The organism is Mycobacterium rhizamassiliense (assembly GCF_900157375.1).
Taxonomy (GTDB): Bacteria; Actinomycetota; Actinomycetes; order Mycobacteriales; family Mycobacteriaceae; genus Mycobacterium; species Mycobacterium rhizamassiliense.
This window is the reverse complement of record NZ_LT721901.1, coordinates 4,770,321-4,783,778: the sequence shown is the minus strand read 5'-3', so window position 1 is coordinate 4,783,778 and position 13,458 is coordinate 4,770,321. Positions and strand designations below refer to the sequence as shown.

Annotated in this window: 13 protein-coding genes; 6 read left to right on the top strand and 7 right to left on the bottom strand. The window is 68.1% G+C overall.

Annotated elements, in window-relative coordinates; translation table 11 throughout:
* Nucleotides 1-9 precede the first annotated feature (9 nt).
* Nucleotides 10-996, bottom strand: a complete 987-nt coding sequence (locus MRAB57_RS23060; RefSeq protein WP_077090794.1) for a thiamine pyrophosphate-dependent dehydrogenase E1 component subunit alpha — start codon at nucleotides 994-996, stop codon at nucleotides 10-12.
* 50 nt (nucleotides 997-1,046) lie between these two features.
* Nucleotides 1,047-1,910 carry a mycofactocin-coupled SDR family oxidoreductase gene (locus MRAB57_RS23055; RefSeq protein ID WP_077089396.1) on the bottom strand — a complete coding sequence of 288 codons (864 nt, stop codon included), beginning with the start codon at nucleotides 1,908-1,910 and terminating at the stop codon, nucleotides 1,047-1,049.
* 240 nt (nucleotides 1,911-2,150) lie between these two features.
* On the opposite strand from MRAB57_RS23055, the gene MRAB57_RS23050 reads away from it, so the two are divergent.
* Both MRAB57_RS23050 and MRAB57_RS23045 read left to right on the top strand, forming a co-directional pair.
* Nucleotides 2,151-3,371 (top strand): CaiB/BaiF CoA transferase family protein, encoded by a 1,221-nt coding sequence (locus MRAB57_RS23050; protein WP_077089395.1) that lies wholly within the window; start codon nucleotides 2,151-2,153, stop codon nucleotides 3,369-3,371.
* A gap of 241 nt (nucleotides 3,372-3,612) precedes the next feature.
* Complete coding sequence (locus tag MRAB57_RS23045; RefSeq protein WP_077090793.1) at nucleotides 3,613-3,903, top strand: ANTAR domain-containing protein; 291 nt, start codon at nucleotides 3,613-3,615, stop codon at nucleotides 3,901-3,903.
* A 264-nt stretch (nucleotides 3,904-4,167) separates the two neighbouring features.
* Here MRAB57_RS23045 and MRAB57_RS23040 read toward each other — a convergent pair whose 3' ends face one another.
* Nucleotides 4,168-4,905 carry an IclR family transcriptional regulator gene (locus tag MRAB57_RS23040; protein WP_425436779.1) on the bottom strand — a complete coding sequence of 246 codons (738 nt, stop codon included), beginning with the start codon at nucleotides 4,903-4,905 and terminating at the stop codon, nucleotides 4,168-4,170.
* 75 nt (nucleotides 4,906-4,980) lie between these two features.
* On the opposite strand from MRAB57_RS23040, the gene MRAB57_RS23035 reads away from it, so the two are divergent.
* On the top strand, nucleotides 4,981-6,321 hold the full coding sequence (locus MRAB57_RS23035) for an FAD-binding oxidoreductase (RefSeq protein WP_077089393.1): 1,341 nt from the start codon (nucleotides 4,981-4,983) through the stop codon (nucleotides 6,319-6,321).
* A complete protein-coding gene (locus MRAB57_RS23030) occupies nucleotides 6,321-7,139 on the top strand; it encodes a DAPG hydrolase family protein (RefSeq protein ID WP_077089392.1) in 819 nt (272 codons plus the stop codon). The genes MRAB57_RS23035 and MRAB57_RS23030 overlap by 1 nt, the downstream gene beginning before the upstream one ends.
* Nucleotides 7,140-7,149: 10 nt before the next feature.
* On the opposite strand, the gene MRAB57_RS23025 is transcribed toward MRAB57_RS23030, so the two are convergent.
* Entirely contained in the window at nucleotides 7,150-8,922 is a 1,773-nt protein-coding gene (locus MRAB57_RS23025; RefSeq protein ID WP_077090792.1) for a DUF4407 domain-containing protein, read from the bottom strand.
* A 221-nt stretch (nucleotides 8,923-9,143) separates the two neighbouring features.
* Here MRAB57_RS23025 and MRAB57_RS23020 point away from each other — a divergent pair, with 221 nt between their 5' ends.
* Together MRAB57_RS23020 and MRAB57_RS23015 are read left to right on the top strand one after the other, a co-directional pair.
* Complete coding sequence (locus tag MRAB57_RS23020; RefSeq protein ID WP_077089391.1) at nucleotides 9,144-9,701, top strand: hypothetical protein; 558 nt, start codon at nucleotides 9,144-9,146, stop codon at nucleotides 9,699-9,701.
* Nucleotides 9,702-9,835: 134 nt separating this feature from the next.
* Entirely contained in the window at nucleotides 9,836-10,264 is a 429-nt protein-coding gene (locus tag MRAB57_RS23015; protein ID WP_077089390.1) for a type II toxin-antitoxin system Rv0910 family toxin, read from the top strand.
* Nucleotides 10,265-10,271: 7 nt separating this feature from the next.
* Here MRAB57_RS23015 and MRAB57_RS23010 read toward each other — a convergent pair whose 3' ends face one another.
* From MRAB57_RS23010 to malQ, 3 genes are all read right to left on the bottom strand, one after another.
* On the bottom strand, nucleotides 10,272-10,562 hold the full coding sequence (locus tag MRAB57_RS23010) for a hypothetical protein (protein WP_077089389.1): 291 nt from the start codon (nucleotides 10,560-10,562) through the stop codon (nucleotides 10,272-10,274).
* Between the two features lie 139 nt (nucleotides 10,563-10,701).
* A complete protein-coding gene (locus MRAB57_RS23005; protein WP_077090791.1) occupies nucleotides 10,702-11,172 on the bottom strand; it encodes a nuclear transport factor 2 family protein in 471 nt (156 codons plus the stop codon).
* A gap of 5 nt (nucleotides 11,173-11,177) precedes the next feature.
* Nucleotides 11,178-13,331, bottom strand: coding sequence for a 4-alpha-glucanotransferase (gene malQ, locus MRAB57_RS23000; RefSeq protein ID WP_077090790.1), 2,154 nt, complete (start codon nucleotides 13,329-13,331; stop codon nucleotides 11,178-11,180).
* Nucleotides 13,332-13,458: the final 127 nt, after the last annotated feature.

Sequence of the window (13,458 nt, the reverse complement as noted above, 5' to 3'; positions counted from 1 at the left end):
GGCGGCTCCTTAGACCGGGAACCTGATCGGGGTCGCGTACACGTCGCGGTCGAGCTCCTCGGCCGACGGGGCGTCGGCGCTCATCACCGTCTGCAGCGCCGCTTCCACGGCCTGGAGGGCACCTTGTTCGATGTCGTCGAGCTCGTCCTGGGTGCAGAGGCCGGTGTTGACCAGTCGGTTGCGGAACCGTGGCACCGGATCGGCCGCCAGCGCCGCGGTCAATTGGTCCTTGGGTATGTAGGGCATCCGGTCACCGAAGTAGTGGCCGCGGAAGCGGAAGGTGACGCACTCGATGAACGTCGGGCCCCCGCCGGCGCGCGCCTGCCGCAGCGCGTCGTCGAGCGCGGACTTCACGACCATCGGGTCGTTGCCGTCGACGCGGATGCCGGGCATGCCGTATCCGGCCGCCCGGTCGGCGACGCGTTCCAGCTTCATGGTGTCGCCGGTCGGCGTCATCTCGGCGTAGAGGTTGTTCTGGCAGACGAACACCATCGGCAGATCCCACAGCGCCGCCATGTTGGCCGCCTCGTGGAACGAGCCGGTGTTGGTGGCGCCGTCGCCGAAACTGACGACCGTGACGCGGTCCAGCCCGTTGCGCTTGGCGGCCATCGCCAGCCCCACGGCCACGGGTGGTCCGGCACCGACGATGCCCGTCGAAAGCATCACGCCCACCTCGGGTTTGGCGATGTGCATGGTGCCGCCCTTGCCCCGGGCGGCGCCGACAGTGCGGCCCATCATCTCGCCGTAGATCTCCTCGAGGGGGACCCCTTTGCCGATGAGGTCGTGCAGCCCCCGATAGGTCGTCACCAACTGGTCGTCGGGTCGCAGCGCGGTGCCCATCGCGGCCGCGATCGCCTCCTGACCGCGCGACGGCCAGTACACGCACATGAATTCGCCGGTGCCGATGCCCTTGGACAGCCGGTCGTCGGCCGCCTTCATCAGAACCATCAGCTCGTAGAGCCGGCGCTGCACGTCCTCGGGATGGTCCTCGGTCATCGAATCGTTCCAGTCCCGTTGCACCGCAGCCGGATTGACGATGCCATCGGCTACGCGCCCGACCAGGGCTTGACCTTGAGGAAGCCGCCACCGTCGACGCGCAACTGCTGCCCGGTGATGTAGCGGGCGGCGTCCGAGGCGAGGAAGAGCACGGCCTCGCTGATGTCCTCAGGTTCGACGTAGGGGATCGGCATCGCCTGGACGAACGGGAAAATCGGCTCGGCGTCCTCGCGAGTCGGGTTCGTCAGGTCGGGCCGGAAAGCCCGGTACATCGGCGCGCTGTGCAGCATGTCGGTGTTGACATTCGTCGGGTGCACCGCGTTCATCCGGATGGAGAACTTGGCGAGCGCCAGGGCGAAGTCGTTGACGTAATGCGCGGCAGCCAGTTTCGCGAAGGCGTAGCCGGCTCCGCCTGGACCGCCGTCGATCCCGCCGGTGTTCATCGACGACATGAATGCCGCGTTGGAACCGATCACGATGATGGACGCTCCGGACTGCAGATGCTTGAGGCTGGCGTGGACGAGGTTGAGCACCCCGAGCAGGTCCACGTCCACCGCGTCCGCAAACGCCTGCGGGGGCAGGCCCGCGGTGAGCGGGCAGATGCCGGCATTGGCGATCACGACATCCAGATGCCCGAACTCGGCGACGCCCTGGTCGATCGCGGTCGACAGGGCCGCCCGGTCGCGCACGTCGGCGATCGCCGTGAACGCGCGTTGCCCTTCCTTCTCGACCAATCGGGCCGTCTCGTCGAGGTCTTCGGGCCGGGCCAGCGGGTACTCGTTGGTCTCGATGTCCTCGCACAGGTCCACCGCGATGATGTCCGCGCCTTCGGCCGCCAGCATCCGTGCGTGCGACCGCCCCTGACCCCGCGCGGCGCCGCTGACGACGGCCACCTTGCCCGTTACCCTGCCCATCGCCCGCCCTTCGCCTCGGTGTCTATTCCGACGATCCGCGTTGGATCCCAACTCCGTTCGCTACCGGCGCCGTCTGGGCACGAAGTTCGGCCGCACCGTCGACGCACCGGGGATCGGAATCTGCCAAGGGTCGGCTCCATCGCATCTCTTGGACGAACAACTGCCAGCCGGGCTGCCAATATCCCTTACAGTAACTAAAATCGTTAAAATAGCAAGAAAGCGGACCGAGGGGATTTCTCCATGTCAGGCGTGCTCAGCGGAGTCCGGATCATCGAGTTGGCGTCGTGGACTTATGTCCCGTCCGCGGGTGCGGCGTTGTCGGATTGGGGCGCCGACGTCATCAAGGTGGAGGGCGTGGCTGCCGGTGATCCGGGGCGCGCGCTGGTCGTCGGTGGCTTCACCCGCGCCGCGGCCCGCCCGGACGCCGACTTCATCCTCGAGTTGGGCAACCGCGGCAAGCGCAGCATCGCGATCGACGTGAAATCCGACGCGGGTCGCGCACTGTTCGGCCGCCTGTTGGCCAGCGCGGACGTGTTTCTGACCAACTGGCTGCCCGGGGCGCTGCAGCGGGCGAGGCTGACCGTCGAGGACATCCGCGCGTTCAACCCGAAGATCATCATCGCCCGCGGCACCGGCTTGGGGGTGCGCGGTCCCGATCGCGATCGCGGCGGCTTCGATGCCGCTACGTATTTGGCGCGGGGCGGGGTCGCTTACACGCTGACCCCCTTCGGCACCGAGACGCCCGCCGTCCAGGGCCCCGGGTTCGGCGACCTGCAGGGCGGCGCGACGCTGGCCGGGGGCGTGTGCGCGGCGTTGTTTCACCGGGAACGCACCGGCGAATCGACCATCGTGGACTCGTCGCTGCTGGCGCAGGCGATGTGGTCCATCGCGCCGTCTATCTCAGCCGCCGATTTCTTCGATATCGACGGCATCCCGGGCGCACCGCCCGGCTTGGCGATCAACCCGCTGGTGAACCGGTACAAGACGAAAGACGGCCGGTGGATCCAGTTGGTGTTCCTGCAGCCGGACAAGTTCTGGGCCGGCTTCTGTGCGCGAATGGGTTTGGGCGAACTGGCCACCGACGAGCGGTTCGTGCCGTCGAGCAACCTGATCGCCAACGCGGCGGCGGCCACCGAGATCGTGGCCAACGCCTTCGCCGCCCATGACCTCGCACACTGGCGGGAGGTGCTGGCCGACGAACCGGGCGTCTGGGGCGCCCTGGCAACGCCGCGGGAGACGCTCAACGATCCGCAGGTGGGCCCCAACGGGTATGTCGTGACAAACGTCGACGATTACGGCGAGGAATACCGGATCGTCGCGGCGCCCGTGCAATTCGATGAGACGCCACCGGCCCCAGCGCGTGCCCCCGAACATGGGCAGCACACCGAGGAGATCCTGCTCGAACTCGGCGTGGACTGGGACGATATCGCCAAGGCCAAGGACCTCAACGCCATCCTGTGAGGCGAGTTTTCGGGCGATAAGTGTGCCACGGTTTGCGATTTCTTTACCGCGCGAACCGATCTCGGCACGGTCACAACCGCGTATCGAATCACGCGGCGGTATGGCACATCGGCCCGAATCCACAAATCATGTCACAGTACGCCTTTGAGAATCAACGCGGCGAGTTGTGGTTAGTCGCAATGATTCTTATCCGCTATGTGGGGTAGCGGATTTGGCTACGCGTACAGGAGGTATGGAGAGTATGAAGGCGAACTGGGTTCCCGCGCAGACTTCGTGCGGTCCCGGGTCTGGCCGCATCCTCGACACCGCGCGGGGGATTCTTATCGGGCTTCGCCGGTGCCGCTCGGACGCGGCTCTCGACGAATTGCACACCGCCGCACTGCGACACAGAGTTCCGGTATTCGCCATGGCATGGGCGCTGGTGCACCTGGCGGGCGAGGGCGAGAAGACGTCCAGCTTCTCCGAGGCTCAGTCTGCGGCGCGGTACGAATGGGGCCAATTGTTCGGGCGACCGGAGATGGCCACCTGTTGAGTGGTGATGATGGACTTGGCGCGGCCGAGGTTCCGGGGGGTGCCTTGGCCGTTGCCAATCATTTTCAGTCCGATGTGAGCCAAAACCCGTGTGAGCGCGGTGTTTTCCCGCTTGATTTGCAGTGGCCCGGGAAGTCACGGCGCGCGCGGCGGCACCGGAAGAGTGAGCCGGCACCGCCGGAGAGCGCGGTTGATCACGGCATCACGCTGATCAGGTAGCGCGGCCAGGCGCGTCAGCGAATCTTCACGCCGATTTCACGTCCGCTCAACGGTTCCACGCCGGCGAATCGGCCGCGGTACGCAATGCTTCGACGATGCGCTGTTCCTTCTCCAGGAAGCGGTCGGTCGGCGCCGGCACCGAGATGGCGACCACGTTGTCGCCCACCGCGCGGCGCGCGATGGCGGCGGCCGATATTCCGGCGGTGTGTTCCCCGCGGTCAAAAGCGATTCCCGTGTGCCGTATTTCGGCCACCTCAGCGCGCAGCCCGTCGGCGACCTCGGGGCTGAACCTGGCGATGATGCTGTCGACCTCAGCGTCGTCGAGGGCCGCCAGCGCCGCCTTCCCGTTGGCCGTCACCTCCAGCGGGAAGCGGACACCGACGGCAGAGACCGCCCGGAGGCGATACGACGACTCGATCTGGTCGACGAACCACATTCGCTGGCCGCGCAGGATCGACAGATCGACGGTTTCGCCCTCGGTAACGCGCGACACCCGCTCGATCGTCGGCCGAAAGAGCGCCGAGATATGCGGACCGGCCGCGCTGCCGAAGCCCAGCAGCCGCTCGCCGAGCGAGAAGCGGCCGCTCGAGTCGGAGCTGGCCAGCCCGACTTCGACCAGGCCGACGAGCAGGCGGCGAGCGGTCGACTTGGCCAGCCCGAGCCGCTCGCCGAGGTCGACGAGGCGCAGCTGCCCCGGCTCGGCGGCGATCTCATCGAGCGCGGCGGCGGCGCGGCGCAGCACCTGGATGCCTTCGTCGCGATTGGTTTGCTGTTCCGGTTCCATAGGCGGCACCCTGCCACTATAGTGATCCGCATCACGGACTGCAAAGAACCGCAATACGGACCATAGGAGCTCTAGATGAGTGCGCTACCTGCAGGACGACACTTCTTCCGCGGCGACGACGGCTATGAAGCCGCCCGGTCTGGCACCGTATGGAACCAGCGCGTGCCCGCGCGCCACCCGGAGGTCATAGTCCAGGCGACCGAGGTGGACGACATCGTCAAGTCCCTGCGATACGCCAAAGCCAACGGCCGCAAAGTCAACATCCGCTCGGGCGGCCACAGCTGGGCGGCCAACCACCTGCGCGACGACGCCTTGCTGCTGGACGTCAGCCGCATCGACCACGCGGAGATCGACGCCGAAAAGGGCACCGCGAGAGTCGGCCCCGGCAAGGGCGGCAGCATCCTGATGGGGGAGCTGGAAGCCCAGAACCTGTTCTTTCCGGCCGGGCACTGCAAGGGCGTCTGCCTTGGCGGCTACCTGCTGCAGGGCGGATACGGCTGGAACAGCCGCGTCTGGGGCCTGGCGTGCGAGAACGTCATCGGGCTCGACGTCGTCACCGCCGACGGCGAGCAAATCTACTGCGACGCGGACAATCACCCGGATCTCTACTGGGCCGCCCGGGGCGCCGGGCCAGGATTCTTCGCCGTCGTCACCTCTTTCCACCTCAAGCTGTACCCGCGCCCGGCCGCGTGCGGCACCGCCGTGTACGTCTATCCGATCGAACTGGCCGACGAGATCTACACCTGGGCCCGCAACGTCAGCGCCGAGGTAGACCGCCGCGTGGAGATGCAGATCGTCGCGAGCAGAAGCGTGCCGAGCATGAACCTGGAAACTCCGGCCATCACCTTCGCCTCGCCGGCCTTCGCCGACTCGGAAAAGGAGGCCGAGGAAGTCCTCAAGATCTTCGGCACCGTCCCGGTGGTCGACAAGGCGTTGGTCAACATTCCTTACATGCCAACGGATATGCCCACCTGGTACACGGCCGTGATGAGCAATTACCTCGCCGACTACCGCTACGCGGCCGACAACATGTGGACGTCGGCATCCGCTGACGACCTGCTGCCCGGCATCCACAACATCATCGACACGATTCCCGACCACCCGTCGCACTTTCTGTGGCTGAACTGGGGGCCGTCGCCGCAGCGCCCGGATATGGCCTACAGCATCGAAGACGAGGTATACCTCGCGCTGTACGGCGCGTGGAAGAACGAAGCGGACGACGGCAAGTATGGCGACTGGGCGCGGTCCAACATGGCCGCAATGTCGCACCTGGCCACCGGGATTCAGCTGGCCGACGAGAATCTCGGCCAGCGCCCGGCGCGGTTCGCCAGCGACGACGCGATGGTTCGGCTCGACAAGACCCGGGCCGAGTATGACCCCGACGGGTTGTTCAACAGCTGGATGGGGCGACTCTGATGGCCGACGATCTTTACCTCGGGTATCGCGGCGACGACGCCAACACGCCGTTCGGCAAGTTCTTCAAGCCCGAAATGGCCGCGCTGCCAGCACATGTCGTCGAGGCGCTGGAACACGGCCCGCAAGGCGGGATGGCACTGCTGGCGTTCGACGAGGCGGGCAGCGTCGCCGACGAGGGGTATCAGCAGACCGAGAACGGCTACGGCGTCCTGGACGACGGCAGCTATCAGGTGTCGGTGCGCACCGACATGCCTGGCGTCACCCCGGCGATGTGGTCGTGGTGGTTCGGTTGGCACGGTTGCGACACCCGCCGGTACAAGCTGTGGCATCCGCGCGCACACCTGTCCGCCGCATGGAAGGACGGCTCGAAAGATGGAGACGCGCGCCGCGAGGGCGCCCAGCGGTATATCGGGCGCTGGTCGTTGATCAGCGAGTACATCGGCTCGTCAAAGCTCAATGGCGCAATCCAATTCGTCGCCCCGGCCGACATGGGATGCCCGCCCGACGGCGACGGCGCGGTCGCCATCTGCGCCCGGCTGGGCGCCAGCGATGCCCCGGTGGACGTCGGCTGGTTCATCCACCACGTGCGGTCGACCCAGGCCGGTGCCGAGATGCGGTCACGGTTCTGGATGGGCGGACCCTACATCTCGGTGCGCAAGGCGCCCGGCGTGGCGTCGCGGGCGGTGCGGCCCATCGCGGCACGGATTCTCGGCAACGCCGAGACCAGCGCCCGCAATCTGCTGGTGCACTGCGCCCAGGAGATGAACCACCTGGCCGGCTTTTTGCCCGAGCTCCATGCGGCCTTCGGCGACGAGTAGAACCCGGGGGCTATTTGCCGGGCGGCAGCTGCCGCGGGCCCTGCGATGAGCGCAGTTCGCGCGGCCCGTCGCGCTCGATCAACTCGAGCGTGACGTCGCCCTCGGTGAGGGACAGCCCGTCGATCTCCGCGGCGGACAAGGGAACCGGCGGGTGTTGCCGGTGGCCGCTCACCCGGCGATGGGCCCGCTGCGACCTGTCCTCGGGTTCGGCCGGCGCGGTTTGATGCCGGGGCCGTTCCTGGGTCTCCGAAGTCTCGGAGTCGACCGTGACCCTGCGGCTGCGCCTCAGCGAAAAAGTGATCTCCTCAACCTCTTCGAAGACCTGACGCGCCGACCGCAACGGCGCTGTGGTGGTGTCGATCATCCGCCCGAGCACCGGTGGCACGAACGGCCGGATCCAGCGCGCCGCAGCCCTGGTGACGTCCGGAATCGACGGGATCAGCGGGGCGGCGGGCTCCTGGTGCGGCTCGACCTCGCCGCGCGGCTCAACCGGCGCCGGCAGGTTCTGCGTGGGGCGCGGCGGCTGCGCAGTCGCATCGGTTGCGCCGCTGGGCATTTGCGTGATCGCGCGGCTGGCCGCCTCGGCCTCGGCGGCAATCGGCAAGAAGATGCCGTCCCCGGCCGGCTCGAATACGCGGCGAGACGTCGTTTCCGCCGGAGCCTCGAGGGCCGCGGCGACCCGGCGGCGCTGCTGCTCACGGTCGATTTCGGCCTGCGCCTCGATGGCCATCCGGGCCTGGGTGAGTTGGTGCTCGGCCCATAGGATTTCGGCCTCGCGGCGGATCTCGGCCCGTTTGACTGCGATCGCGGTCTCCGCATCGACGTCGGCCCGTTCGCGTTCCGCGCGGGCCGTCGCGTCGCGATCGTGCGTCGTCTCGCCCCGCCACCGACGCAGGATCAGGGGCAGCAGGTAGACGAACACGAAAAGCGCGATGGTCAGCAGCCGCAGGGCCAACGCGCCACCGCCGGCGAGCGTGACGTCGTTCATGACCATCCAACGCGTGCCGAGGCCCGCGCCGGCGCCCGTGAGCGCGCCCCGCCGCGCGTCGGCGACCTGCTGCTCTTGGCGAGAGATCGCGACGTCCAACGCGGGTGCCTGCCTATCCCGGCCGGCGAGCGCATTGGCCAACTCGCGCTGCGCGTCGCTGAGTTGCTCGTTGGCCGTTCGTGTTTCGGGTCCGGTGCCGGGTACGCCGGTGATGCGGGTCTGCGGGCAATCCGGGGTGGGGTTGTATTCGCAGCGCGCGACGATCAACGCCTTGTCCTGATTCGCCCGGGCCTGTTCCACCGCGGCGTCCAGGCCGGCACGCGCGACGCGCGTCTGCTGCAGGGATTCTGAAGCCTGCGCGACGGCGGGTGCCGTGTCTGCGGCGCGCAGGGCCCGTTCGTCGAGGCGACGGTCGATCGCCCCGGAGAACACGACGAGCGCGGCGAGTTCTCCGACGATCACTCCGACCGCGACCGCGACGGCCGCACGTCCGGCGGTGCCCGGCCGGCCCCGGTCGGAGCCGCCGGCGATGCCGCGGGTCACCGCGCCGACCAGCAGACCCAACACCAGCGTCACCGGGGTGACGGCCAGCAGCGGCCAGCGCGCCGACTGGCTCACCGCCGTGGTGCCGACCAGCCAGGCGAGCACTGCGCCCAGCAGTACGATCACGCCGGCAACCGCGTGGCTGGACCGTTCGTGCCGTTCCCGCAGTTCGCCCCAGTGCCCACCGCCGAGCCAGGCGAGGATTCCTCCGACACTTGACGAGCGCGATTCCGCTAAATCGTGGGTGTCCATCAAAGCCCCCAACACCTCCAAGTCATCCAGCCTCCCAGGCCACCGACCGACACACCGAATCGAAGCGCCGACGTGTGGTGGGGCTCACAACCCGGGCCCGCAGACACCGTCGTGCGCCGATCCACTTCGGGTGGCCTACCAGGGCATATCGGACGTGAATTTCCCGCGACGCGGGCAGATCAGCGGTCTTTCCGGCAGGTGACGTGAGACGGTATAAGCCTATGCAAAACCACGAGTACGTCACCTACGAGGACTTCGGCCGTAGATTCTTCGAGATCGCCGTGACCCCGGAGCGGGTCGCCGCAGCATTCGCCGACATCGCCGGCAACGAGTTCGCCATGGAGCCGATCGCCCAGGGCCCGGGTGGAATTGCCAAGGTCAGCGCGAACGTCAAGATCCAGGATCCCAGGGTGACGCGGCGCCTCGGTGACAGCATCACGTTCGTCATCCACATCCCCCTGTCGATCGACCTGCTGCTCGACCTGCGCCTCGACAAGCAGCGCTTCGTGGTGTCGGGGGACATCTCCTTGCGCGCCACGGCGCGCGCCGCCGAGCCGCTGCTGCTGATCGTCGACGTCGCAAAACCGCGCCCCTCGGATATCACCGTCAACGTGTCGTCCAAGTCGTTCCGCGGCGAGGTGCTGCGGATTCTGGCGGGGGTCGACGGCGAGATCAGGCGATTCATCGCCCAGTACGTCGCGGACGAAATCGACGCGCCGCAGTCGCAGGCCGCGCAGATCATCGACGTCGCCGAGCGGTTGAACGAGGCCTGGCCCTGACGGCCGAGGGACCATACGACTCGGACGCGCGCGTTTATCGGTGCACTGCACCCGGGTATGCCACTCCAGCATGGGGCTACAGCGCCATGTTGACGGCCGCATTTTGGTCACCATCTCACGAGGAGAGACCGGTTTTGGCGCAAGTGAATGTTTCGACGACATCGAAAATGGATCCCGAGGCTGCCTGGAAGCTGGCCTCCGATCTGGGCCGGTTCGACGAGTGGATGACGATTTTCGGGGGATGGCGCGGGACCGTGCCGTCGACGATCGAGGAAGGCTCCAAAGTCGCCTCGTGCGTGAAGGTCAAGGGTTTTCGCAACATCGTGCACTGGACGGTGACCCGCTACGACGAGCCGAATTCGATTGAGCTGCAAGGTCGCGGGCGCGGCGGCATCCGGATCACCGTCGCGATGGACGTCGCCGACAACCATCCCGGATCGAAGTTTGATCTCACCGCCGACCTCAAGGGCGGCGTACTCAGCGGCCCCATCGGATCGGTCGTCGCCAGGGTCTTGCAGTCCGACGTGCGCAAGTCGGTCAACAACCTGGCCGCACTCAGCTAAGCGCTACTCAGCGTGCCGGGTGGCTGGTAAACCACTCGCGCTCGGCTTGGCGAACTCGCCTGCGGTCCATGCCAATCCAGTCGAGTCCCGCGCCGAATGCCATCAGCGCGACGATCGCCGCCGCGATGCCGGCGGTGACCTCCCCGAGCGCGAAGTTCGTTATGCAGACGACAAGTGCCAGCACGCCGATGCCGACCACGATGTGCCCTGGCGTCCAGCGCGGCCTCCGCGCCGATCCGTCCGCGTCGCGTCGAGTAGTCCGGTCACGACCGACGTCGTCGCGTGACTCGTGCCTCATGAGCTTGTCCTCCGCCGTCCCTCTCGACTCAGCCAGCTGGCCCTGACGCCTTCTTCAGGAGCTACCCGATAAGCCGTTTGGGCAAACGAGTTCGACTCGAGAGCGAGCGGCGCACGCGTGGACCGTCGGACCGGTGCCGTTAGGACGGATCCCAGGGCCGTAATCGGCGCACCGGCCGGGTCTCGATGGCGTTGATCGTCAATGCGCGCCGGCTGATTCGCCAACCCACATCCGTCAGCTCGTATTCGTCGTCGTAGCGCAGATGCCACGCTACATCGACCACCTCGTCCGCACGCTGCGTCCAGTGATGCGCGACGCACGCGATGCGTCCGCGGGCGGTGCCGGCCGCCGTGCCGTCGTCGTACAACTCGCCGATGATCGCGTGTTCGGTCCGCGCCACCGCCGCGACGGCCGCGACCGCACCGGCAATCGCCTCCCGGCCCCGATGGGCATGGATCGGCTCCAGCGCCCCCGGCGGATCGGGCAGCTCGAGGACGGCGCCGGCAGTGAAAAGCTCGACGACACAATCGAATTGACGGTCGTCGACGCCGGCGGCGTAGCGATGCACCAGATCGCGCAGCGCCGCCCGCTCATCGGCCGTCAGGCTCATCGGCGTCACGCCTCGCCCGGCGGGGCCAGCGCGTTGCGTACCGCCTCGGCAAGCGTCGCGGCCCGACGGTCGGTGAACACGTCCTCAAGCATGACCGGCCGGCCGTCGGGCCCGGTCAGCGGAACCCGCCAATTGGGATATTCGTCGGTGGTGCCGGGCTGATTCTGGGTGCGGCGATCGCCGACCGCGTCGACCAGCGCCACCCCCAACAGCCTCGACGGTGTCCGGCCCAGGTACCGATAGAGGGCCAGCACGACCTGCTCGGGGTCGTCTTCGCCGTCCGCCAGCAGCCCGACCCGGCGCAGCTCGGCCATCCAGGCCGCCAGTTCGGTCCGGTCGGACTCCAGCTCTTCGGCGACCGGTCGGGTCAGCAGACCCAGCGACTCGCGCAGCCGCACGTGATCGCCGGCCAGGTAACCGGCCGTCGGCGGCAGGTCGTGTGTGGTGACCGACGACAGGCAGTACTCGCGCCAACGCTCCGCAGGCAGCGGGCCGCCGCTGGAATCCCGGTCCAGCTCGAACCAAAGAATCGAGGTGCCCAGCAGACCGCGTAATAAGAGGTAATCGCGCACCCATGGCTCGACGGTGCCCAAGTCCTCACCGACCACCAGCGCACCAGCACGATGCGCCTCCAGCGCGACGATCCCGATCATCGCCTCGTGGTCGTAGCGCACGTAGGTGCCCTGCGTCGGTGGCGCGCCCTCGGGGATCCACCACAGCCGGAACAACCCGATGATGTGGTCGATGCGGACACCGCCGGCATGGCGCAGCACGGCCCGGATCAGCGCGCGGAAGGGGCGATATTCCTCTTCATCCAGCCGATCGGGCCGCCAGGGCGGCTGCGACCAGTCCTGGCCGAGCTGATTGAACTCGTCGGGCGGCGCGCCCGCGGTGACCCCCAGCGCCAGCACATCCTGCAGGGCCCACGCGTCGGCCCCATTCGGATGCACCCCGACGGCCAGGTCATGCATGACGCCCAGCGACATGCCGGCCCGGACGGCCTGCGACTGGGCCGCCGCAAGTTGTTCATCGAGCTGCCACTGCATCCACCGGTGGAAGTCGACCGTCGCCTGATGCTTCTTGACGAACTTCGCGACGCCGGAGGCCCCGGGGTGCTGCAGCGTCTTCGGCCAGCGGTGCCAGTCGCCGCCGTACTCCTCGGCCAGCGTGCACCAGGTCGCGAAGTCGTCCAGCGCGCTGCCCTCGCGGTTCAGGAAGGCGGCGTAGGCCAACTCGCGGCCCGCCGACCGGGGCACCTCGTAGACGAGCTCGAGCGACTCGCGCTTGGCGGCCCAGGCGCTGTCCCGGTCGATGGCGTCGAGCTGGCCGGCGCGATGCTGCACATCCGACCGCAGCCGTCGCAGCCGCCCGCGCTTGACCAACCCGGCGAACTCGGGGATCGCCTCGACGCGAAGGTAAATCGGATTGAAGAAGCGCCGCGACGTCGGCAGGTACGGCGACGGCTCCATATGGGCCGTCGGCCCGGAAAATCCCGCCGCATGCAGCGGGTTGACCAGCACATAGTCGGCGCCATGGCGGGACGCCGACCACACCGCCAGGTCGGTCAGGTCGGTGAGGTCGCCGACGCCCCACGATTGGCGGGATCGCACGCTGTAGAGCTGCGCGGCCAGCCCCCAGGCGCGGCGGGCGCCGAGCTGCTCGGGCAGCCCCAGCCAGTCCGGGGTGATGATGAGCGCGGTGCTGGTCTCCGAATCGCCGGACCGCAGCTGCACGCGGTGGTAGCCCAGCGGCAGATCGGCAGGCAGGACGAAGCTGGCCTCGCCGATCCACCGCCCGTCCAGCTCGAACGGCGGGGTCAAGTTGTCGACCTGCTGCACTCCGCCGCGCACCGTGCCGTCCTCGAGCTGCAGCCGAATCTCGGCGGGCGAGCCGTGGGTCACATGCACCCAGAACCGCGTGGGTTCACCGGTGCGCCCGACGATGGTCGCCGGCAGCTGGCGCGCCCAATGCGCCCGCAGCCGAGCGGTCAGCGCCACGTTGCGCTCCTGCTCGGTGCTCGCCGCGACGCCAAGCGCCCCGAGCACCGCCACCAGCGTCGACTCGGCGACCGGCACCTGCCGGCCGGTCCAGTCCTCATACCGGGTGGCGATGCCGAACCGGGAGGCAAGTTCGACCAGTGACGGCGCGAGCTCAGTCATGCCGCCCATCTTGCTGCCACCACCCGCCCTCCCGCGAGCCGGGCCGGCGGACGGGCCACCGCCCCGTTTTACCCGCGAGTGGTCCTGGGCGGCATCCTTTTAGCAGCTCAGCGAAGCGAGTGGGATG